General features: G+C 40.2%; 22 protein-coding genes. 15 read left to right on the forward strand and 7 right to left on the reverse strand.

The features are described 5' to 3' along the window. Positions 1 to 81 precede the first annotated feature (81 nt). Entirely contained in the window at positions 82 to 1,446 is a 1,365-nt protein-coding gene (radA, locus tag J9318_RS06125) for a DNA repair protein RadA (protein ID WP_210562170.1), read from the forward strand. Between the two features lie 17 nt (positions 1,447 to 1,463). On the opposite strand, the gene J9318_RS06130 is transcribed toward radA, so the two are convergent. Further along, a complete protein-coding gene (locus J9318_RS06130; RefSeq protein ID WP_210562171.1) occupies positions 1,464 to 1,826 on the reverse strand; it encodes a PilZ domain-containing protein in 363 nt (120 codons plus the stop codon). Positions 1,827 to 1,954: 128 nt separating this feature from the next. After that, positions 1,955 to 3,628: an energy-dependent translational throttle protein EttA gene (gene ettA, locus J9318_RS06135; protein WP_210562172.1), complete on the reverse strand. Its 1,674-nt coding sequence runs from the start codon at positions 3,626 to 3,628 to the stop codon at positions 1,955 to 1,957. A 222-nt stretch (positions 3,629 to 3,850) separates the two neighbouring features. On the opposite strand from ettA, the gene J9318_RS06140 reads away from it, so the two are divergent. The 10 genes from J9318_RS06140 (at position 3,851) to J9318_RS06185 (ending at position 12,447) form a co-directional block, all read left to right on the forward strand. Then, on the forward strand, positions 3,851 to 4,957 hold the full coding sequence (locus J9318_RS06140) for a response regulator transcription factor (RefSeq protein WP_210562173.1): 1,107 nt from the start codon (positions 3,851 to 3,853) through the stop codon (positions 4,955 to 4,957). Between the two features lie 147 nt (positions 4,958 to 5,104). Further along, a complete protein-coding gene (gene glyA / locus J9318_RS06145) occupies positions 5,105 to 6,361 on the forward strand; it encodes a serine hydroxymethyltransferase (protein ID WP_210562174.1) in 1,257 nt (418 codons plus the stop codon). Positions 6,362 to 6,441: 80 nt separating this feature from the next. Continuing rightward, entirely contained in the window at positions 6,442 to 6,942 is a 501-nt protein-coding gene (gene nrdR / locus J9318_RS06150; RefSeq protein ID WP_210562175.1) for a transcriptional regulator NrdR, read from the forward strand. 8 nt (positions 6,943 to 6,950) lie between these two features. Further along, positions 6,951 to 8,150, forward strand: coding sequence for a bifunctional diaminohydroxyphosphoribosylaminopyrimidine deaminase/5-amino-6-(5-phosphoribosylamino)uracil reductase RibD (gene ribD / locus J9318_RS06155; RefSeq protein ID WP_210562176.1), 1,200 nt, complete (start codon positions 6,951 to 6,953; stop codon positions 8,148 to 8,150). Between the two features lie 26 nt (positions 8,151 to 8,176). Further along, the gene (locus J9318_RS06160) at positions 8,177 to 8,836 is read left to right on the forward strand and encodes a riboflavin synthase (protein WP_210562177.1); all 660 of its coding nucleotides are present in this window, start codon (positions 8,177 to 8,179) and stop codon (positions 8,834 to 8,836) included. Between the two features lie 25 nt (positions 8,837 to 8,861). Further along, complete coding sequence (gene ribBA, locus J9318_RS06165) at positions 8,862 to 9,971, forward strand: bifunctional 3,4-dihydroxy-2-butanone-4-phosphate synthase/GTP cyclohydrolase II (RefSeq protein ID WP_210562178.1); 1,110 nt, start codon at positions 8,862 to 8,864, stop codon at positions 9,969 to 9,971. Positions 9,972 to 10,061: 90 nt separating this feature from the next. Next, entirely contained in the window at positions 10,062 to 10,526 is a 465-nt protein-coding gene (gene ribH / locus J9318_RS06170) for a 6,7-dimethyl-8-ribityllumazine synthase (RefSeq protein WP_210562179.1), read from the forward strand. Positions 10,527 to 10,535: 9 nt separating this feature from the next. Then, positions 10,536 to 10,955: a transcription antitermination factor NusB gene (gene nusB / locus J9318_RS06175; protein WP_210562180.1), complete on the forward strand. Its 420-nt coding sequence runs from the start codon at positions 10,536 to 10,538 to the stop codon at positions 10,953 to 10,955. A 28-nt stretch (positions 10,956 to 10,983) separates the two neighbouring features. Next, positions 10,984 to 11,961: a thiamine-phosphate kinase gene (gene thiL / locus J9318_RS06180; RefSeq protein WP_210562181.1), complete on the forward strand. Its 978-nt coding sequence runs from the start codon at positions 10,984 to 10,986 to the stop codon at positions 11,959 to 11,961. A 6-nt stretch (positions 11,962 to 11,967) separates the two neighbouring features. Further along, positions 11,968 to 12,447 (forward strand): phosphatidylglycerophosphatase A family protein, encoded by a 480-nt coding sequence (locus tag J9318_RS06185; protein ID WP_210562182.1) that lies wholly within the window; start codon positions 11,968 to 11,970, stop codon positions 12,445 to 12,447. On the opposite strand, the gene J9318_RS06190 is transcribed toward J9318_RS06185, so the two are convergent. Then, a complete protein-coding gene (locus J9318_RS06190; RefSeq protein ID WP_210562183.1) occupies positions 12,448 to 13,236 on the reverse strand; it encodes a chemotaxis protein CheW in 789 nt (262 codons plus the stop codon). A 68-nt stretch (positions 13,237 to 13,304) separates the two neighbouring features. Beyond that, on the reverse strand, positions 13,305 to 14,123 hold the full coding sequence (gene pssA, locus J9318_RS06195; RefSeq protein WP_210562184.1) for a CDP-diacylglycerol--serine O-phosphatidyltransferase: 819 nt from the start codon (positions 14,121 to 14,123) through the stop codon (positions 13,305 to 13,307). An 82-nt stretch (positions 14,124 to 14,205) separates the two neighbouring features. On the opposite strand from pssA, the gene J9318_RS06200 reads away from it, so the two are divergent. Beyond that, a complete protein-coding gene (locus tag J9318_RS06200) occupies positions 14,206 to 14,631 on the forward strand; it encodes a DUF4124 domain-containing protein (protein WP_210562185.1) in 426 nt (141 codons plus the stop codon). A 78-nt stretch (positions 14,632 to 14,709) separates the two neighbouring features. Here the strand turns inward: J9318_RS06200 and rnt are convergent, their stop codons facing one another. Continuing rightward, on the reverse strand, positions 14,710 to 15,408 hold the full coding sequence (gene rnt / locus J9318_RS06205; RefSeq protein WP_210562186.1) for a ribonuclease T: 699 nt from the start codon (positions 15,406 to 15,408) through the stop codon (positions 14,710 to 14,712). A gap of 156 nt (positions 15,409 to 15,564) precedes the next feature. Between rnt and J9318_RS06210 the strand changes: the two genes are divergently transcribed. Beyond that, positions 15,565 to 16,482 (forward strand): flagellar protein MotY, encoded by a 918-nt coding sequence (locus tag J9318_RS06210; RefSeq protein ID WP_244731944.1) that lies wholly within the window; start codon positions 15,565 to 15,567, stop codon positions 16,480 to 16,482. A gap of 39 nt (positions 16,483 to 16,521) precedes the next feature. Here J9318_RS06210 and mnmC1 read toward each other — a convergent pair whose 3' ends face one another. Together mnmC1 and mnmC2 are read right to left on the reverse strand one after the other, a co-directional pair. Next, complete coding sequence (gene mnmC1 / locus J9318_RS06215; RefSeq protein ID WP_210562187.1) at positions 16,522 to 17,829, reverse strand: FAD-dependent 5-carboxymethylaminomethyl-2-thiouridine(34) oxidoreductase MnmC1; 1,308 nt, start codon at positions 17,827 to 17,829, stop codon at positions 16,522 to 16,524. Then, positions 17,822 to 18,547 (reverse strand): tRNA (5-methylaminomethyl-2-thiouridine)(34)-methyltransferase MnmC2, encoded by a 726-nt coding sequence (gene mnmC2 / locus J9318_RS06220; protein WP_210562188.1) that lies wholly within the window; start codon positions 18,545 to 18,547, stop codon positions 17,822 to 17,824. The genes mnmC1 and mnmC2 overlap by 8 nt, the downstream gene beginning before the upstream one ends. A 186-nt stretch (positions 18,548 to 18,733) precedes the next feature. On the opposite strand from mnmC2, the gene fabB reads away from it, so the two are divergent. Both fabB and J9318_RS06230 read left to right on the forward strand, forming a co-directional pair. Continuing rightward, on the forward strand, positions 18,734 to 19,942 hold the full coding sequence (fabB, locus tag J9318_RS06225) for a beta-ketoacyl-ACP synthase I (RefSeq protein ID WP_210562189.1): 1,209 nt from the start codon (positions 18,734 to 18,736) through the stop codon (positions 19,940 to 19,942). A 74-nt stretch (positions 19,943 to 20,016) separates the two neighbouring features. Next, entirely contained in the window at positions 20,017 to 21,192 is a 1,176-nt protein-coding gene (locus tag J9318_RS06230; RefSeq protein ID WP_210562190.1) for a 4-phosphoerythronate dehydrogenase, read from the forward strand. Positions 21,193 to 21,194: the final 2 nt, after the last annotated feature.

Raw genomic sequence — 21,194 nt, forward strand, 5'->3', positions numbered from 1 at the left:
ACTAGACAGCTAGACTATAATTTGTCATTTTTAACAGTAATAAGCAACTTACGTGCCACGCAATTATAGTAGGAAGGTGACATGGCGAAAAGTAAAACAGCATATGTTTGTAGCGATTGTGGTGCCGAGTTTGCTCGTTGGCAAGGGCAATGTGGTGAGTGCCGGGAATGGAATACTATATCTGAAATAAAGTTGGCTCCTAAGTCAACAAAAAGTGCTTCAAGATATGAGGGTTATGCAGGTAAAGTTGAAACAAAAGTCCAGACATTAGATAAGATTAACCTTCAAGAATTGCCTCGGTTCAGTACTGGTTACAAAGAGTTTGATCGTGTGCTTGGTGGCGGTGTAGTACCCGGCTCTGCAATATTAATTGGTGGTAGCCCCGGGGCTGGTAAAAGTACCTTGTTATTGCAAACTATGTGTCATTTGTCTGAGCAAATGTCTGCGCTTTACGTGACTGGTGAAGAAAGCTTACAACAGGTTGCAATGCGAGCCCACCGTTTAGGTTTACCAACAGATAAATTAAATGTACTGGCAGAAACGAGTGTTGAGTCTATTTGTACTCATGCAGAAAACCTTAAACCGCAAATTATCGTGGTAGACTCCATTCAAGTGATGCATGTTCAAGATATCAGCTCGGCGCCTGGTAGCGTGTCTCAAGTACGAGAAGGGGCCGCGTTTTTAACTCGATTTGCCAAACAAAATAACATTGCTGTTTTTATGGTTGGTCACGTAACAAAAGATGGCACTTTAGCCGGGCCTAAAGTATTAGAGCATTGTATTGACGCAAGCGTTATGGTCGACGGTGATGCAGATGGTCGGTATCGAACGATGCGAGGCCATAAAAACCGTTTTGGGGCGGTTAATGAGCTTGGTGTTTTTGCCATGACGGATAAAGGCCTTAAAGAAGTGAGTAATCCATCTGCGATATTTCTCAATAGAGCGGATGGTGACTCCTCAGGCAGTTCGGTAATGGTTCTTTGGGAAGGCACTAGACCCTTACTGGTGGAGATCCAGGCTTTGGTTGATAGCTCTCAACTAGGTAACCCGCGAAGAATTGCCGTTGGTCTAGAGCAGAATCGTCTTGCCATGTTGCTAGCCGTGTTACACCGTCATGGTGGCTTAATGCTAGGTGATCAGGATGTTTTTGTTAATGTGGTTGGTGGCGTAAAAGTTACTGAGACTGGGGCAGATTTAGCCTTACTTCTGGCGATGGTATCAAGTTTTCGAGACCAACCATTAGAACGGGATTTAGTGGTATTTGGTGAAGTTGGTTTAGCGGGAGAGATACGTCCTGTACCAAGCGGCCAAGAAAGGCTAAAAGAAGCCGCGAAGCATGGCTTTAAAAAAGCAATCGTCCCTAAAGCTAATATGCCAAAAGAGCCGATTCAGGGAATGAAGGTTATTGGGATCTCACGCCTAAGTGAAGCGCTCGAACATCTGTGATAATAAACCGAGTGTCATTAGTCAGCGTCGGTGAGGTGCTCTAATTGACGCTCTAACAAGTCTGAGTCACCTACATTTAATTCGAGTAATCTACGTAGGTGAGTCATACTTTCTATATCAATTTTTGTCCACGATAAGCCAACGCTTTGTGGTTCGCAATGAGCAATAAAACCTTCCATATCAATATGTATTTCAGACCCTTCTAGCAAAAACGATAATGTTGCCTCTTTGCCGCGGTTATCCCCTAAAGAGTCAGGAGTCGAAATTAACGCGCCTTTTAAAGACAAGTCGATAATACTGGTATCAAATACTTTGTGATCGACCTTAAGTACTGCAGGTGTCGAGAAGAGGACACGAGTATAATGTCGTTTGTTTTCCATTGACCATCCTTTCGCATTTCTATTGTAATAGTAATAGCATGTAAGTGGATGATTAAAAAGTAACGAGGGTAAAAAAAATACAAAAAAAACGTCACACCAAGGTGACGTTTCTCATAAATATTAGATAGTTACTTTAATCTTTTGTACTTAATTCTATGTGGCTCAGCGGCGGCTGCACCATAGGTTTTTTTCAGCCACTCTTCATACTCAGTGTAGTTACCCTCAAAAAACTCAATATGGCCTTCATCGCGGTAATCCAGAATATGCGTAGCGATACGGTCTAGGAACCAACGGTCATGAGATATCACCATTGCGCTGCCAGGAAACTCCAATATTGCGTTTTCTAGTGCTCGTAGCGTTTCGACATCAAGGTCATTGGTTGGCTCATCGAGAAGTAAAACATTACCACCCGCTTTAACAAGTTTGGCTAAGTGAACTCTGTTTCGCTCACCACCAGATAAATCGCCAATACGTTTTTGTTGGTCAGAACCTTTAAAGTTAAAACGACTAACATAAGCACGTGAAGGCACTTCGAAGTTGCCAACTTGAATGATATCGCTTCCTTCTGATATCTCTTCATAAACCGTCTTAGAATCATCCATGTTGTCACGGAACTGGTCAACAGACGATAGTTTGACAGTTTCACCAACCACAATGTTTCCTGAGTCAGCTTGTTCAGCACCACTTAATAGCTTAAACAAAGTGGACTTACCTGCACCGTTAGGACCGATAATACCAACAATACCACCTTTTGGAATTGTGAAGCTTAAATCATCGATGAGAACTCGATCTGAAAAACTCTTACGAAGATGCTCAACTTCAATAACTTTGTCGCCTAATCTAGGACCCGGCGGAATATATAGCTCATTGGTTTCATTTCGTTTTTGATAATCGTTTTGTTGCATTTCTTCAAAACGAGCTAAACGAGCTTTTGATTTAGATTGGCGGGCTTTAGGATTAGAGCGAACCCATTCCAACTCTTGCTGTATCGACTTTTGACGTGACTTTTCAGTGCGTTGCTCTTGCGCTAAACGCTGATCCTTTTGCTCAAGCCAGCTTGAATAATTGCCTTCCCAAGGAATGCCTTCACCACGGTCTAGTTCTAATATCCAGCCGGCTACGTTATCAAGGAAATATCTATCGTGCGTAATAGCAACAACCGTCCCTTCGTATTCATGTAAAAAGCGCTCTAACCATGCAACCGACTCTGCATCTAAGTGGTTAGTTGGCTCATCTAAAAGTAACATGTCAGGCTTATCTAGCAAGAGTCGACAGATAGCAACTCGGCGACGTTCACCGCCTGAAAGGTGTTCAATTGTAGCGTCCCAAGGCGGTAATCTAAGAGCGTCAGCTGCGACTTCAAGTTGGTGCTCTAAGTTGTGACCGTCTTTAGCTTGAATAACGGCTTCTAGTTCACCTTGTTCTTTTGCTAATGCGTCAAAGTCTGCATCTTCTTGGGCGTACTCTGCATATACTTCATCAAGACGCGTCAACGCATTCTTCACGTCAGCAACAGCTTCTTCAACTATTTCTCGTACTGTTTTAGATTCGTCTAAAACCGGCTCTTGAGGAAGGTAACCGATATTGATGCCAGGCATAGGTCTAGCTTCACCTTCAATTTCAGTATCGAGTCCTGCCATTATTCTTAGCAGGGTAGACTTACCTGCACCATTTAAACCTAGAACGCCAATTTTTGCGCCTGGAAAAAAGCTTAATGAGATGTCTTTTAATATTGTTCTTTTTGGTGGAACCACTTTACTTACGCGGTTCATTGAGAAAATGAATTTATCAGGTAAAGCCATTTGATTTCTTTCTTTTTTGAACTAATTGGTGAGATATTTTAGGACATAGCTAACGGTTATAGCAAATTACTTTTGGGGTTAACGGAAGTGACATTAACGAGCGCGAACAAAATGTACCTATTTTAATGCTAACCAGATAAATTCAAGACGATTTTTTGCGCAATCTGAGTTTATGAATTAGGCTTTTTATATCTGGTCTAACTTGATGGAGCTCCTTTAAAAATGGCAGACAAGAAAAAGATACTGGTTGCGGATGATGATCAAGGAATTAACCTATTATTGGTTAACTCACTTTCTCAAAAGTTTGACGTTCATTCGGCATTTTCGGGTGCTGGTGCCTTGTCTGAATGTGCAATTCACAAGTTTGATTTAGTGCTATTAGATGTCAATCTCGGCGACATCAACGGTAAAGAAGTGTGTAAGACATTAAAAAATAATGAAGCTGAAAAACCTCCATTAGTCATTTTTATATCAGGCGATCAAGATCAAGAAAATATTATCAGTTGTTTTGAAAATGGCGCGGATGACTTTATTGCAAAACCTTTCTCGCCATTGCAAGTGTTAACAAAAGTTGAGGCGTTACTAAAATATGACGTCATGATTGAAAGTCTGCAATCTCAGAGTCAAGAGTTAACCAGCCTAGTTACGACGACCATGTCGCAAGCTTCTAGCTATGGCTCGTCATTACAGATGGTAAAACAACTTAATCACGCCAACTCTGAGAATGAAATTGCCCAAACGGTATTTAGTTTCCTTGCATCGCAAGGTTTGCATGCCGCGATTTATTTAGTAAATGACAAAAATACGAGCTGTTTTGATCAAACCTCAACCGTGTGTTCACCTATTGTGAAAGAGGTATTCGAGCTTACTCACAATAAACAACGAATTAAGAACTTAGGTAATCGCCTAATGGTCTCAGATACCCATTGCTCTATATTAGTTTTAGATCCGCCTAAGTCTGACGAAGAAGCATATGGTATTTTTATTGATATCATTACTGTTGTCATCGAGGCTGTTGAGGCTAGGTTTATCGGCTTTTTAAGAGAGCAGGAACTGAAGTCGTTGAACAAGGAATTATCGTTAGTAATAAGTCAAATAAACACAGATGTTGAGCAAGTAAGGCAAGATAAGCAGCAGTTAATGGACGATATCATAATGCAGATTGGCTTGAGTTTTCATAAGCTCGATTTGACCATCGAACAGGAAGAATATTTTACAAAACTGATGGAGCAAACGTTACTGTCTCATGATGAAAACAACAATGTTTTGATGACACTTCAAGGCCGACTGCAAACGCTCGTTAACGAAATGAAAACGCTACTGAGTTAGCATAGTCCTGCGTTTTAAATAACAAGTTCATAAAAGTAATCGATTTAAGTTAAAAAATCTCATTGTTAACATATAGGCTTTTGATAAAGAAGTGCGTATTATAAGCGCCTCATTTGTTTGTTATATAACCAGTACCGAGGTGTAATAATGTTAACTCGTGATATGAACATCGCAGATTTCGACCCAGAACTATGGGAATCAATGCAACAAGAAACTCAACGTCAAGAACATCATATTGAGTTGATTGCTTCTGAAAACTACACAAGTCCACGCGTTATGCAGGCTCAAGGCTCTCAATTAACAAACAAATACGCCGAAGGTTACCCTGGTAAGCGCTATTATGGTGGTTGTGAGTATGTTGATGTAACTGAACAACTAGCAATTGACAGAGCTAACCAGCTTTTTGGTTCTACCTATGCAAATGTTCAACCGCACTCAGGCTCTCAAGCAAACTCGGCGGTTTTTCAAGCTTTATTAAATCCGGGCGATACTTATTTAGGTATGAGTCTCGCGCATGGTGGCCATTTAACACACGGTTCACATGTTAACTTTTCTGGTAAAACGTATAACGCGATTCCATACGGTCTTGATGAAGAAACTGGCGAAATAGATTACAAACAAGTTGAGCAACTTGCCGATGAACACCAGCCAAAAATGATCATCGCAGGATTTTCAGCTTACTCAGGCATCGTAGATTGGGCACGTTTTCGTGAGATTGCTGATAAAGTAGGTGCATATTTATTCGTCGACATGGCACATGTAGCTGGCTTAGTGGCTGCTGGTGTTTATCCGAATCCGGTCCCTCATGCACATGTTGTTTCTACAACTACTCATAAGACCTTAGCGGGCCCGCGTGGAGGTTTAATCATCTCGGGTGCGAACGATGAAGATCTGTATAAAAAATTAAATAGTGCGGTTTTCCCAGGTGGACAAGGTGGACCTTTGTGTCACGTTATTGCGGCTAAAGCAGTAGCCTTTAAAGAGGCACTACAACCTGAATTTAAGGAATACCAAGCTCAAGTTTTATTAAATGCACAAAAAATGTGTTCAGTAATGCAAGAGCGCGGTTACAACATTGTTTCAGGTGGCACTCAAAACCACTTGTTCTTAGTTGATTTAATCAATAAAGATATTACTGGCAAAGAAGCTGACGCTGCATTAAGTAAAGCGTTTATTACAGTAAACAAAAACTCTGTACCAAATGATCCTCGTTCTCCGTTTGTAACCTCAGGACTTCGCTTGGGCACACCAGCGGTTACTCGTCGTGGCATGAAAGAAGCGGAAATGGTAGAGCTTTCTAACCTGATTTGTGATGTGTTAGATGATATTAACAATGAAGCGAGCCTAGCTGCGGTGAAAGAGAAAGTTGTTGCGTTGTGCGCACGCTTTCCTGTTTACGCTTAGTCTATTTTTTACAGCAAAAGCTGTGTTAATATTTAAAGCCGTGGAAACACGGCTTTTTTATTATTCCTAGGAAAACACATATGCATTGTCCATTTTGCACGGCAACGGAAACCAAAGTAATTGACTCGCGTCTTGTTGGCGGTGGCTCGCAAGTGCGCAGGCGCCGTGCATGCAATGAATGCAATGAAAGGTTTACCACTTTTGAAGGTGCCGAGTTGGTCATGCCGAAAGTGGTAAAACGAGATAGTAAACGTGAGCCATTTAATGAAGAAAAGATGAGTGCTGGCATTCTACGCGCTATTGAGAAAAGACCCGTTTGTACTGAACAAGTTGATCAACTTATCCTTTCAATCAAAAAAGAAATCAGGAATACCGGAGAGCGTGAGATCTCCTCAGAGTTCATTGGTAGTCTTATTATGGATGGACTCGTTCAGCTAGATAAGGTTGCATACGTCAGATTCGCCTCAGTCTATCGTTCCTTTGAAGATATCAAAGAGTTTGGTGAAGAAATTGCTAAAATAGGTCAGCAAGTAGACTCAGCTAAAGAACTAAAAAGCCGCCAATCGAAACTATTTGAATAAGACAAATAATGCCTGAAAAAAGTCCAAGTAAGCACTACACTCTTCAAGAACATGAGTTCATGGCCCATGCTATTCAGCTTGCAAAAAAAGGGACATATACCACATCACCAAACCCAAACGTAGGTTGTGTTATTGTTAAGAATAACAAGATAATCTCGCAAGGGTGGCACAAAAAAGCGGGTAGTGGTCACGCCGAAGTCAATGCGCTGGCCGATGTATCCGTGGAGGACTCTTTAGGTGCTACGGCCTATGTAACATTAGAGCCGTGTAGTCATTATGGCCGAACCCCACCTTGTGCACTTCGGTTGATTGAGGCTAAAGTGGCAACCGTGTTTGTCGCTATGCTTGATCCGAACCCGCAAGTTGCAGGTAATGGTATCGCAATACTTAAAGGAGCTGGTATCGAAGTGCATGTCGGTTTGTTAGAGGCCGATGCTCGAGCTTTAAATTACGGTTTTTTTAGTCGTATGGAAAAAAACAAGCCTTTTGTCCGGGTAAAACTAGCAAGTTCATTGGATGGAAAAACAGCCCTTAGCAACGGCGAAAGTAAATGGATAACAGGTCCCTCTGCGCGGGCAGATGTGCAAAAATATCGAGCAGCGAGTTGCGCTATTCTAACAACAGCACAAACGGTTTTAGTTGATAATGCAAGGCTAAACGTTCGTGAAGAACAACTCGAGTTTATGTACCCTTACAATGGTGTTGTTACTCAAATTCGTCAGCCAATTAAGGTTATTTTAGACGGACACAATAGAATTAAACGCTCGACAATCGATGAGCTTGATTTGTTTAATATTGACTTGGACTCAAATAGCGCAGATACCCCAGGTATTGTGATTATAAAATCAAATACTGGTTTGTCAGAGTTCCAAAAAGAGTTTAAAGACAGAGGCGATATCCGCATTATAGGTGCGAACTATGACCAACAAAGTGGTTTTGATATAGCGCAAGTGTTAGCTATTTGTAGTAGTTTGCAAATCAATAACCTATGGGTGGAAGCAGGAGGTAAGCTTGCTGGTTCTTTTATCGTTAGTAACCTATTTGATGAGCTTATTGTCTATGTCGCACCAAAACTGATGGGTATAGGCGGAATGGATTTAGTTCCTTTTGGTCCACTTGAAAATATGTCTCAAACAAAATCACTCAATTTACTAGACTGTAGAGTTGTAGGCGAAGATATTCGTTTAACATACTCACCAAAAGTTTAACAACGCTAATAAGATATGGGAATACTGTGTTTACAGGAATAATTGAAACAACTGGCAAAATCAAAAGCATCAATCGTCTTGGCGAAGACTTCCGAATAGAGGTCGAGTCATCAACCTTTGATTTTTCTGATGTGCATTTAGGCGACAGTATCGCTACAAACGGCGTTTGTTTGACCGTTGTATCAAAAAGTGCGAACTCCTACCAAGCCGATGTATCGAATGAAACTATAAAGTACACGGGCTTTAAGCATTATCAAGCCGGACAAACTGTAAATTTAGAGAAGGCGATGTTACCAACAACTCGCTTTGGTGGCCACATGGTTAGTGGTCATGTCGATGCTGTATGTCACATAGCGTCTATATATGACAATGGCAGAGCAAAAGATATTTGGATTAGCATACCTAGCCAACTTTCAAAATATGTCGTAAAAAAAGGCTCAATTACGGTTGATGGTATAAGCCTTACTGTAAATGATGTTACGGATGGTCAATGTAAGTTGACAATTGTCCCCCATACTTTTGCTGAAACTACGTTAGCGAATGCAGTGGTAGGTGATGCAGTAAATATTGAAATAGATATAATAGCAAGATACGTAGAACGACTGCTCGGACAGGCAGCTGGTGGAGAGTCTTCATCAGGTGTTGATATGTCTTTATTGGCGCGAGCAGGTTATCTGAAAAAATAAGCTTCACCCTAAATTGGTAGAAAAAATGAAATTAAATACACCAGAAGAAATAATTGAAGATATTCGTCACGGTAAAATGGTTATCTTGATGGACGATGAAGACCGAGAAAATGAGGGTGATCTGATAATGGCGGCAGATATGTTGACGCCAGAGCATATAAACTTCATGGTGACACACGCTCGAGGTTTAGTTTGTTTGCCGATGACAGAAGAGCGAGCTCGCGCGCTAAACCTAACGTTAATGGTTGATAATAATAATGCACAGTTCGCTACGAACTTTACTGTATCAATAGAGGCTGCTGAGGGCGTTACCACAGGCATTAGTGCTGCTGATAGAGCAAGAACAATTCAAGCAGCTGTAGCAGCCGACGCTAAACCATCCGATATCGTCCAGCCAGGGCATATTTTTCCACTGGTGGCTAAAAAAGGTGGTGTTCTAACTCGTGCAGGACACACAGAGGCTGCTGTAGATTTGGCTCGATTAGCTGGCCGCACAGACTCGGGTGTTATTGTTGAAATTTTAAATGAAGATGGCTCGATGGCGCGTCGACCGGATTTAGAAATTTTTGCGAAAAAGCATGATTTAAAAATTGGAACGATCGCCGATTTAATTGAATACCGAAACCTAAATGAAACGACGGTAGAGCGCATTGCAAGCTGCAAAATACCTACGCAGTTTGGTGAATTTAACTTAGTTACATTTAAAGACACCATCGATGAGCAACTACATTTTGCAATGGTAAAAGGCGATTTAAACGCAATGGAAGCGCCGCTAGTGCGTGTTCATTTACAAAATACTTTCAGTGACTTATTGAGCTCTGACCGTTCAGTTAACAGAAGCTTTTCAATTGACTCAGCATTAAAGAAAATTGCTGATGAAGGCGGGGTTCTTGTCTTATTAGGAAAACAAGAAAGTAACCAAGAACTTATTAATATTGTTAAACGCTTTGAAGCTGAAGACAATGGCGATAATTTACCGCCAGCTAAATGGCAAGGTACCTCTCGAAATGTTGGCGTGGGCTCGCAAATACTTGCACAGCTTGGCGTTAACAAAATGCGCTTATTAAGTTCACCTAAAAAATACCATGCACTTTCCGGCTTTGGCTTAGAAGTTGTTGAGTATGTAAGTGAATAAGATCTAAGATCGCGCGATCTGCTAACATCTACTAATATGTTGTGGTATTATCGCGCAAAATTTTTTAAAGATAAGAAATAAGGTTTACGAATGAACGTAATCGAAGGCAATTTTCGTGCTACAGGTAAAAAATTCGCAATTGTAGTATCTCGCTTTAACCACTTTGTGGTTGATAGCTTGTTAGAGGGTGCAGTTGATGCATTAGAGCGTCACGGCGAAGTGAATCAAGACGATATAACAATTGTTTATGTTCCTGGAGCTTATGAATTACCATTAGCAGCGAAAAAGATTGCAAAGCGTGGCGATGTAGACGCTATTATTGCGATTGGCGCAGTTATTCGCGGCGGTACGCCTCATTTTGATTTTGTTGCAGGCGAGTGTAACAAAGGCTTAGCTACTGTCTCTCTTGAGTTTGATATTCCAGTAGCGTTTGGTGTCATTACGACTGATAGCATCGAACAAGCGATAGAGCGTTCTGGCACTAAAGCCGGTAACAAAGGTGGCGAAGCTGCCCTTGGTGCGCTTGAAATGGTCAACGTAATGGATCAAATCTAAGGCACTCTAATGAAACCAGCAGCACGAAGAAAAGCGAGAGCGTTAGCGGTACAAGCTATTTACTCATGGCAGATTAGCCAAAATCACGTTAGTGATATTGAGCAACAGTTTTTATTAGACAATGATGTAAACAAAATTGATGTCGAATTTTTCAAAGAAGCGATTCGCGGTGTGGCGGCTCATTACAAAGAGCTAGATACGGCTTTAACGCCATATACGGAACGCCCATATGAAGAAGTGGATCAAATTGAAAAAGCAATCATGCGTTTATCTGCCTTTGAACTTAAGTTTAGAGTTGATGTGCCATATAAAGTAGCTATTAACGAAGGTATTGAGCTTGCTAAAAAGTTTGGTGCTGACGATAGCCACCGTTTTGTAAACGGTGTACTTGATAGAGCCGCAAAAGATCTTCGAATTCCTCTAAGATAATTCTACTGATACCAGAAGGGAAATGGTTATGAAAGAGTTTGAAATGATTCAAACTTACTTTTCAGGCCGTGGTCCGCAACGTAAAGATGTTACTGTCGGCGTCGGTGATGACGCCGCTTTAATAAAGATGCCGCAGGATAAGCTGCTCGTTGTTGCAACAGATACCATGGTTGAAAACACTCACTTTTTTACAGATACAAGCGCTCGCTCAATCGGACATCGCTGTCTAGCAGTTAATTTGAGTGACTTTGCTGCAATGGGGGCAGAGCCAGCATGGGCGTCTGTTGCTATTACATTGCCTTCGGCAGACGAGCAGTGGGTAAAAGAGTTTGCAGACGGTTTATTTGAAATTGCCGAATACTATAATGTTCAAATTGTTGGTGGCGATACCACTCAAGGTCCTCTTGCTGTAACCGTAAGTTTGAAAGGTTTTGTCACTGAAGATAAAGCACTTTTAAGATCAGGAGCAAAAGCAGGTGATTGGATCTATGTCACCGGTGAACTGGGCGAGTCTGCGTTAGCGGTTGAGTCAAAGTTAAAAGGTTTAACTTTTCCAAGTGATATCGCTGAGCACATTCAGCAACGCTTTGACTTTCCAGTAGCTCGAATTGCGGCTGGGCATGTAATTAGGCATGCTGCAACTTCGGCATTAGATATTTCGGATGGGCTGATTCAAGACTTAGGGCATATTCTTAAAGCTTCAAGTGTTTCAGCACGAATTGATGTTGAACGTTTGCCTATCTCACACACGCTTTACGATGCGGTTGGACAAGAAAGAGCAATCAATTTGGCATTAACAGGTGGTGAGGATTATGAAATTTTATTCACAGTACCTGAGCAAAAAAAAGGTTATCTCGAGCAAAACGCGACAGCAATGGGCGTTAAGTATACCTGTATAGGTCAAATATATGGCGGGAATACAGGTATTGAATTGACCTTTAACAATGAACCATTTGAATTAAAAGGTGAAAAGGGCTTTCAACACTTTTCACATGACGACGAGTAGTATTAAATGGAAAATCCAGCAGTAAAGTTCAATTTGTGTAATAAAGTTCATTTACTTGCTACTGGTTTTGGTAGTGGATTAGCGCCTTTTGCACCTGGTACATTTGGTACGTTAGCTGCTATTCCTCTTTACCTTGCTTTTGTATATAGCCCAGCATATTTGTTTTACATATTTACTGTGTTCACCTGCTTGGTGGGTCCATATATTTGTGGTAAAGCTGCGTCTGACATAGGTGTTCATGACCACAAAGCGATAGTGTGGGACGAATTTGCAGGGATGTTTATTACACTTTGTTTTGTGCCATTTAGTTGGACGGCGATTGCGGTAGGTTTTGTTCTATTTCGCTTTTTTGACATCGTAAAGCCTTGGCCAATTAGTTACCTCGACAAGCATGTTCATGGTGGTCTTGGCATTATGATTGATGATATCGCTGCTGGTTTTGCCGCAGGTATTTCATTGTATTTTTTAATGCCTCTAATTTCATAGTCATGCTGTTTCAGATAAATCAGATAGCTTGATAGAGCCTGAATCGGGAAGCTTGAATAAAGCCGCCGGATCAATTATTAAGCTATGCTTACCGTCAAGTTGAATAAGGCCTTTTAACATCGCCTTGGTATCATTGTCTAAATCAAAGCCCACCGAAGTAACACTATCTAACCCTTTAATGTCACTTTCTTTTACGTGAATGTTATCTTTTACTTTGTCTACGAGTAAACCAACATGCGGATTTCTATCGTCTATCGTGGTAAAAATAATAATAGGTTTATATGTATATTCAATATGCTCAATAGCAGAGTCAAAAAGTTGGTTGATTTTTGTTAATACTTTACTTACTTCTATATTCTCATCACTTTGCACGGCGCCGCGTTTAGAAGCTTTTGCTAATAGGAGTTCAATGCTTTCAGCAATTTTTGAGAGTGCAATCGATAAGTCTGAATCTTGGCTTTTAAAGGACTCAAGCCATTTTTTGAAAACAACTGGCTCACATGGGTTAATTTGATTAGAAGTTGAGTCAAACCAACTGTTTAATGATTGTTTATGAAGCTGTAACTGCTCTATTGTTTTTAAATTAAACTCTTTTGTTGACCTATTATTTAAAATCCGGCCTAAGTCAAATATTGGAACCGGGACATTCATAAACTCTTTTGCACCAAGAAAATTAGGATTATTGTTTGGTACTTCCGTCAAATTGTTCCGATACTGCTCGGTCAGTAAGATATTTAAAATGGCAAGTGATATGGTTTTCGAACCAACCTCAAAATTGACAAAGTCCATTAGCTACTCCTATGTTCTTGTATTTTATTTAGTCTAGTTGAGACGTCATAGACTACAAGAATTTAATGCTAATCCTTTGATTTAGTATCAGATGAAGTTATATCGTTGTTTTCAAAAGTGGTATCTTTCTCAAAGTCAGCATCCGCTGCGGTGGAAAAAGATGACAGCTTAATTGAGCTAAAGCCAAACGCTGGGCCGCTAAATGCGTATAGCAGAAAAACAATAAAGAGAACTTCCGCAGGCCTCGCTGCAATAACGACGAACAACAGAACAACAATCAAAAGACTTAAAAATGTATGTTGTTTCGCCCACTTTATTTGTTTAAACGCACTATATCTAAAATTACTAACCATTAGTAAGCCAGCACTCACTGTTATGATCGCGGTTAGTAAAGCACTTAATTGATTATTAATATCAAAACTTTGTTGAATCCAAACCGCGCTCGCTAGTAAAGCCGCGGCTGCCGGAGAAGGTAAGCCCTGGAAATAGTTTTTTGAGGTCGTCGATAGTTGGGTATTGAATCGCGCTAGGCGCAGTGCTGCACACGCAACAAAAATAAATGCTGATAGCCAACCTAACTTTCCAAATGATGTTAAACAAAAATTAAACGCGAGCAGTGCTGGCGCAATGCCAAATGATACGATATCAGCCATACTGTCATACTGTGCACCGAATTCACTTTGTGTGTTGGTCATTCGAGCCACACGACCGTCTAATCCGTCAAAAATCATAGCGATAAAAATAGCAATAGCAGCATGTTCAAAATTACTATTGATCCCAGATATAATTGCAAAAAAACCAAAAAACAAACCTGCGGTAGTTAGTAAGTTTGGCAATAAATAAAATTTTTCTTTATGCTGAGACTTTGACGAATTATTACTATTCATGAAATATTCTTTTATTTTCTTGGTAAATAAGGATATAAAAGCACAATAGCATATAAAAATTAAAGGACAAAAAGGGGACTAGATGAAGTTTTTGATAATTTTCTGCGTGTTCTATATGGGAGTTCTGCACGCTAGTTCTCAAAAAGTGAAAGTTTATCGCTGGATTGATGAGAAAGGCGTTGTTACCTTTAGTGAGTATCGCCCACAAAATAGTAAATATGAAGAGCTAGAAATAGAAGGCGATCGGGTTTTACGAGGCAAAGAAACGTCAAATGCTATTGAATTGCCATTAAGTAAAAACAAAGATGAAGATGGCTCAATGATAAATGAACTTAATACCCAGGCTAAACTCTATTGCGATAAAGCAAAACATAACTTAAAAGTTTTAGAGTCGTTTAACTCGGTTCGTGTTTTGGATGAAAAAGGAAAGCCAAAAACGCTATCTGAAAAAGACGTCGCGCAACAAAAGCGCCTTGCCAACCGACAAATAGAATTGTTTTGTAATTAAATTGTTTTAAAAACTTAATTGTTTGAAATGAGCAGCGAAATAAAATGTAAAACGCTGCTTATTACTTATTACACTAATTTATTCGCTTTCTTTTTCGGACTCACCTACATCAGCGACTTCTGGTATTGGCCAGCCGCCAAGGTCTTTCCAGCGATTTACCATGTAGCAAAATAAGTCAGCGGTTTTTTCAGTGTCGTACTTAGCCGAATGAGCCTCTCGGTTATCAAAACCTAATCCTGCGCGTTTACAAGCTTCTGCTAGCACGGTATGACCTAAGCTTAGTGCGGCAAAAGAGGCCGTGTCAAAAGTTACAAAGGGGTGAAATGGAATTCGTTTGTAATTGATCCTCTCAATGGCGGCCATCACAAAGCCATGATCAAAAGCAGCGTTATGAGCAACGATTACTGAACGGTTGCAACCGGCAGCTTTTTGTCCTTTTCGAATTTCCTTGCATATTTCCTTTAAAGCATCTGATTCACTTACTGCGCCACGCAACGGATTGAATGGATCAATACCGTTAAATTCAATAGCAGCCTGCTCAATGTTCGCGCCTTCAAAAGGCTCAACATGAAAATGAATTGTTTTGTCTCTATGCAAAACGCCATTTTCATCCATTTTTAATGTAGTGGCAGCTATTTCTAGTAATGCATCTGTTTTAGCATTAAAACCAGCCGTTTCGACATCAATGACAACAGGATAAAAACCTCTAAAACGAGAGCTCAATAAATTTGGATCCGATTTGGTTTTCTGATTTGTTTCGTTGGAAGATTCTGTCACGGGACTCACATAAGACTGTTTAAGTTACTCAGTTATTATCACACGAACTAGGTTATTTTTCATTTACTAATTATACTTTAATACATGGTACACGACTTGCTTTATTTCTATGAGTGTATTGTAAGTTAGCCATAATTTTTGACGATAGAAGTGAAGATGAAATCTATGAATTCAGGCCCAGCACAGTTATTAAATAGATGCGTAATAGTCGTGACTATTTTGCTACTTAGTTTTTTTCAAAGCCTGCCAAGCTTTGCTAAGTCTAGCCTTAGGACTTATTCGGCGACGTTAGAGAATTCGGTATGGCAACTTGCAGACAATAATAAGTTGCAGTGTGAGTTACAACATACAATCCCTAATTACGGCACGGCAATATTTAGCAGTGTGGCAAATAAACTCGCCAATTTAAACTTTGAACTCGACTTGAGAAGACTGCCAGCAGATTATTCGTTAGCACAGATAGAGTCAGTACCACCACAATGGCGTCCAGGGCAGGGTGCAACACATATCACGGATTTACAATGGAGAAAGCAGTTTAATGGCGATGTAGACCAAGACTCTGCTTGGGTAATGTTAACTGAGCTTGAAAAAGGGTATTTCCCAACTTTATATTACGCAGATTGGCACAATAAGTCTGACCGTGTTGCCGTTGCTTTAGCTGCAACCAATTTTAGAGGCGTCTACTACGATTTCCTTACTTGCATGGATAATTTATTACCCTACAGCTTTGATGATATTTCATACACAGTGCTTAATTTTGAGAAAAATAGTGCAACTCTTGATAAAGCCTCGAAAAAGAAACTTGCTCAAATTGAAGAGTACTTAAAACACGATACCAATATAGAGCGTATTAAAGTTAAGGCCTATAGTAGTTCTTGGGGCGGTCGATATACCAACTTAAAAGTGTCGCAAAAGCGAGCAAACGAAGTTAAAGATTTATTCGTTCAATTTGGAATCGATAAAACTAAAATTGACGTTGAAGGTTTTGGTGAAAAACGCCATATAGCCTCAAACGAAACAATTCTTGGGCGCGCAGAAAACCGCAGAGTTGTTATTCAAATGGAAAAACCCTAGTAATAGTAAACTTGATGTAACCTCAACATCGCTGATCTATTAGTTTGGTTTGCCTTTAGCACGTTTATACTCCCTCAGCATAAAACGCACAGGTGCGACGGTTGGTAATACCGATGCCACTGCGTTATTAGAAAATGGCTCGTTTGCTAACACGCTACTAAGCATATCCGCAAGAATAGGGGCTGAGGTAATTCCTCTGGCGCCAAGTCCAGTTAAACAATAAAGCCCTTGTAGCGGATTATCGTGGGAGCCGCGTATTTTATCTGCACGTTTATATTTCCCATTGTTATTGTCTATGTAATGCTCGACCCAAGCCCAATCAATTATTTCTCCTGCAATAGGCAAATGATCAGGTGTTGTCGCTCTAATAGCGGTATTGTCGTGGTTAATATCGTTTATGCTTATCGATTGCGCCCAATTTGTATTCGGGAACACTTTTTTTATCTGGTTTATGTTTTGTTGCCTAGCTAATTCAGTAGGCTCATTGTTTTGCCATGATTTTTCAAAGGTCGCTCCAAATGCTTGATGTTCCCCATCACTAGGGGTTATGTAGCCTTTATGACAAAGCACAGTGCGAAGTTTGTTAATCGTGGTATTAGGATTAAAACTAGAGACTTGGCCTAACACGCCGGCAATTGGGATTGTATTACCATCACTGTAATCTATATTTGGTGAGTCTACCCCTGTACATAATACAACGCGGTCGAAGTCACGCTGTTTTTTATCGAAATGTAATGACCAAACATTATCGTTATCGTTTCGTTGCACTTTTTGTACTTCAGTATTGTATTGGATGGTAAAGTCGTGACTACTTTGTAACTCTACACCCAGCCACTGACAAAATCGCAGTGGATTCAGCCAACCGCCATTGGCAAAATAGAGGCTACTGTAGGGCGTATCTATATTTGCAATTTTAGAACTGGTTTTGTCATCAACAAATTCAACAATACTGGACCACTTAGTCGCTATTTCCTCAAACTTTGTCGGCATACTCTCGTTAAAGGCTTGTTGCAAAACCCCAGTCCATTGATGCGGAACCGTCGCGTAGTCAGGAAGCCGTCCTTTATAATAAGTAATAGCATGTGCAAACGCTCGACCATAAAAGTTGGAGATAAGAGAGTCGCCAGCTTGTAATAACGGATAAATAGCACCCTGCTTATTACTGGAGCCTTGTTGTGCGAGGTCAATGTCTTTACAAATAAGTGTTATTTTTAGATTTGGCAGCTTTTTAAATAAGTAGTCAGCTAACACTAAGCTCGAAATACCACCACCAACAATAGCCACGGTCTTGGGTGTATCAAGTTTGCTCGTGAAACTTTCTGGAGATGTAGTCTGGTCGCTATTCATAATCAACCCCTCGAGTCGCAACCATTTCTCTTTTAAAAGCAAAACCTTTGTATTTTATAACGTCAAAACCGGCTTCGCGTAATCCTCTGCGAACTAAGCCTGCTGCCGTGAAGGTAGCAAGGGTGCAGTCCGGCTTGGATAATCTATACATGTTTTCAAATAAAACAGGATTCCACATTTCAGGGTTCTTGCTCGGTGCGAACCCATCTAAATACCAAGCATCAACTTTGTGGTCATTTTGCAAATCTAACGTACGCATGCAATCGGTAACATCACCAATTAACAGTCTTAATGTTATTAATCCATCCTCAAGAACAAGTATGTTGTCTGTTTGAAGTGAATCGGGATATGCTTCAATTAGTTGTGACGATATTGATGCAAATTGTGGCCAAAGTTTTAGCGCGGCAGCTAAGTCAGATTTACTTAAAGGGAATTTCTCAAAAGTGGTAAATGTGAGTTTTAATGGTGTTTCCTTGGACTTGTTAATTTCAATTAAATGTGACCAAGTTACCAGTAAATTTAAGCCTGTACCAAAACCAGTTTCGGCAATATGGAATGTTTTGATTTGAGCGCTAAAGCGAGGAATGATTTTATTGTGTTTTAAAAAAACATATTCCGTTTCAGCAACACCGTCACGCCTCGAAAAGTAAATGTCGTCAAACTCTGATGAATAAGGCGTGCCATTTTCGTCAAATTGTAACTTTGCGTTTTTAATCAAAATTTCATCTCGGTCGTATATGTTAGTTACGTAAATTTTACGTGTTTGTGCTTAAAAAGGTAATGCAAGTTTAATAAAAAATTAATTCGGCTAACACTTGTGCGCTGAAATTAGACCAGTTAGATTGTAAAAGTGCGTAGAATACTGAAAAAAATTTAAGTCATACAATCAATAATTAGGATAGTTATGAAAAGAGCAGTGATTACTGGTATGGGTATTGTGTCGAGTATCGGCAACAATAAGGATGAAGTATTGGCAAGCTTAAAAGCTGGTAAATCAGGTATTTCCGCTTCGGAGCAATTTAAAGAATATAACTTACGCTCTCAGGTTTGGGGCAACATTGATATTGATATTACCGAGCACATCGACCGTAAAGCAATCCGATTTATGGGTGAAGCATCTGCGTATGCTTACATAGCTATGAAAGAAGCGATTGCTGATGCAGGGCTAACGGACGAAATGGTTTCAAACCCTCGAACTGGACTGTTGGCTGGCTCGGGAGGTGCATCTTCAAAAAATCAGATCATTGCTTGTGACACTCTGCGTGAAAAAGGTGTGAAACGCGTTGGTCCATATCAAGTACCTCGTACAATGAGCAGTACTTGTTCAGCTACTTTGGCAACACCGTTTAAGATAAAAGGCGTTAACTATTCAATAAGTTCAGCGTGTGCGACATCAGCGCATTGTATAGGGCACGCTTTAGAGCAAATACAACTAGGTAAGCAGGATATTGTATTTGCAGGTGGCGGTGAAGAAGTCGATTGGACATTAGCAGGTATGTTCGATGCGATGGGAGCGTTATCGACTAAATACAATGATACGCCAGAAGTTGCTTCAAGAACATACGATGCGGACCGCGATGGTTTTGTTATATCAGGCGGTGGCGGTATGGTAGTGGTTGAAGAATATGAGCATGCAAAAGCGCGTGGCGCAAAAATCTACGCAGAAATAGTGGGTTACGGTGCTACATCCGATGGTTTTGATATGGTTGCTCCGTCGGGCGAAGGTGCAGAGCGTTGTATGCAAATGGCGTTAAGCACGGTTGATTCACCAATTGATTATTTGAATACTCATGGAACGAGCACGCCAGTGGGTGATGTTAAAGAGCTAGGAGCAATTCAAAATGTATTTGCCGGTAAATCACCAATGATTTCAGCAACCAAGGCAATGACAGGTCATGCACTAGGTGCAGCCGGCGTTCACGAAGCTATTTATAGTTTATTAATGATGGAGAACAAATTTATTGCGCCATCGATTAACATTTCAAATCTTGATGAAAAAGCGCAAGGTTTGAATATAGTAACAGAAACAACGCCAGCAGAAGTTACCACTGCTATGTCTAATAGTTTTGGTTTTGGTGGTACAAATGCCACACTGGTCTTCAAAAAAATATAAATAGTTTATAAAACAATTCTTTCAAACCCGAATAGGCGCTAAACTTATTCGGGTTTTTTATTACTGGGGTGCTAATGAAATTTTTAATAGACGAGAACATTCCATTTGCTGATGAGTTTTTCTCAGGTCTTGGAGAGGTTACACGGTTCCCGGGTCGCGATTTAGCGCCAGAGCAGCTAATTGATGTCGATGTTTTATTAGTGCGTTCAATTACCAAAGTAGATGAAAAGCTAATCGCTCTGGCTAATGCATTAAAGTTTGTGGGAACGGCAACAATTGGTGAAGACCATATTGATAAACAGTTACTTAGCGAAAGAGGCATAGCATTCAGTTCTGCACCAGGATGCAACGCAAATTCTGTCGCTGAATTTGTAATAAGTGCTTTGTTCGTTCTAGCCGAAAAATACCAAATTGATTTTAGTGAAAAAACAGTCGCAGTCATAGGTGTTGGTAATATTGGCCAAAACTTACAACAAAAATTGTCAGTATTAGGTATAGAGCTTTTACTATGTGATCCATATCGAGCTAACGATGATAGTTTAACCAATTACGTTACGTTAGAAGCAGCACTTACTAAAGCCGACGTAATAAGCTTTCATACACCATTAACTCGAACTGGGCCTTATCCGACCTATCATTTATTAAACGGAAAAAATTTGCCGTTATTAAAAGATGATGTATGCATTGTGAATGCGAGTCGAGGTGAGGTGATAGATAACCAAGCCTTGTTGACTCATATACAGTTCCGTCAAAAACACGGTAAACCAGCCATAAGGTTAGTGCTAGATGTTTGGGAAGGTGAGCCAAATCCGCTTAAAGAATTAATTCCATTTTGCGATTTAACGACTGCGCATATTGCAGGATATAGTCTTGAGGGAAAAGCCAAGGGCACGGAAATGCTCTATAAAAAAGTGTGTGAGTTATTCAAGTTAAAAACTTCGGTATCTTTGGCGAATACTTTGCCAAAAGGTCTAATAACCGATATTCATTTAGACTATAAAGTTGACTCCAACAAAGAGCAAAGTCTGGGTTTGAAGTTATCATCCACAAGCTTGTTAAAAATACTCATTCATACCGTGTATGACGTTAGACGCGATGATGGTGTCTTTCGACATAACTTAGATAAAAATAGTTTTGATTGGATAAGAAAAAACTATCCAATACGTCGCGAATGGTCGTCAATTTCTGTAAACTGTAACCATCCTGAAGTAGCCGACTTTTTACGTTTGTTAGGCTTCAACACTAAGTAGAG

It is taken from the genome of Psychrosphaera aestuarii, assembly GCF_017948405.1.
Lineage (GTDB): Bacteria > Pseudomonadota > Gammaproteobacteria > Enterobacterales > Alteromonadaceae > Psychrosphaera > Psychrosphaera aestuarii.

What these genes read in the sequence shown, in the direction of transcription:
- glyA (WP_210562174.1), top strand. Translation starts at nt 5,105, where the DNA reads ATGTTAACTCGTGATATGAACATCGCAGATTTCGACCCAGAACTATGG.
- nusB (WP_210562180.1), top strand. Translation starts at nt 10,536, where the DNA reads ATGAAACCAGCAGCACGAAGAAAAGCGAGAGCGTTAGCGGTACAAGCT.
- thiL (WP_210562181.1), top strand. Translation starts at nt 10,984, where the DNA reads ATGAAAGAGTTTGAAATGATTCAAACTTACTTTTCAGGCCGTGGTCCG.
- J9318_RS06130 (WP_210562171.1), bottom strand. Translation starts at nt 1,826, where the DNA reads ATGGAAAACAAACGACATTATACTCGTGTCCTCTTCTCGACACCTGCA.
- J9318_RS06190 (WP_210562183.1), bottom strand. Translation starts at nt 13,236, where the DNA reads ATGGACTTTGTCAATTTTGAGGTTGGTTCGAAAACCATATCACTTGCC.
- ettA (WP_210562172.1), bottom strand. Translation starts at nt 3,628, where the DNA reads ATGGCTTTACCTGATAAATTCATTTTCTCAATGAACCGCGTAAGTAAA.
- pssA (WP_210562184.1), bottom strand. Translation starts at nt 14,123, where the DNA reads ATGAATAGTAATAATTCGTCAAAGTCTCAGCATAAAGAAAAATTTTAT.
- radA (WP_210562170.1), top strand. Translation starts at nt 82, where the DNA reads ATGGCGAAAAGTAAAACAGCATATGTTTGTAGCGATTGTGGTGCCGAG.
- J9318_RS06230 (WP_210562190.1), top strand. Translation starts at nt 20,017, where the DNA reads ATGAAATTTTTAATAGACGAGAACATTCCATTTGCTGATGAGTTTTTC.
- J9318_RS06210 (WP_244731944.1), top strand. Translation starts at nt 15,565, where the DNA reads ATGAAATCTATGAATTCAGGCCCAGCACAGTTATTAAATAGATGCGTA.
- ribD (WP_210562176.1), top strand. Translation starts at nt 6,951, where the DNA reads ATGCCTGAAAAAAGTCCAAGTAAGCACTACACTCTTCAAGAACATGAG.
- nrdR (WP_210562175.1), top strand. Translation starts at nt 6,442, where the DNA reads ATGCATTGTCCATTTTGCACGGCAACGGAAACCAAAGTAATTGACTCG.
- ribH (WP_210562179.1), top strand. Translation starts at nt 10,062, where the DNA reads ATGAACGTAATCGAAGGCAATTTTCGTGCTACAGGTAAAAAATTCGCA.
- J9318_RS06185 (WP_210562182.1), top strand. Translation starts at nt 11,968, where the DNA reads ATGGAAAATCCAGCAGTAAAGTTCAATTTGTGTAATAAAGTTCATTTA.
- mnmC1 (WP_210562187.1), bottom strand. Translation starts at nt 17,829, where the DNA reads ATGAATAGCGACCAGACTACATCTCCAGAAAGTTTCACGAGCAAACTT.
- J9318_RS06140 (WP_210562173.1), top strand. Translation starts at nt 3,851, where the DNA reads ATGGCAGACAAGAAAAAGATACTGGTTGCGGATGATGATCAAGGAATT.
- ribBA (WP_210562178.1), top strand. Translation starts at nt 8,862, where the DNA reads ATGAAATTAAATACACCAGAAGAAATAATTGAAGATATTCGTCACGGT.
- J9318_RS06200 (WP_210562185.1), top strand. Translation starts at nt 14,206, where the DNA reads ATGAAGTTTTTGATAATTTTCTGCGTGTTCTATATGGGAGTTCTGCAC.
- fabB (WP_210562189.1), top strand. Translation starts at nt 18,734, where the DNA reads ATGAAAAGAGCAGTGATTACTGGTATGGGTATTGTGTCGAGTATCGGC.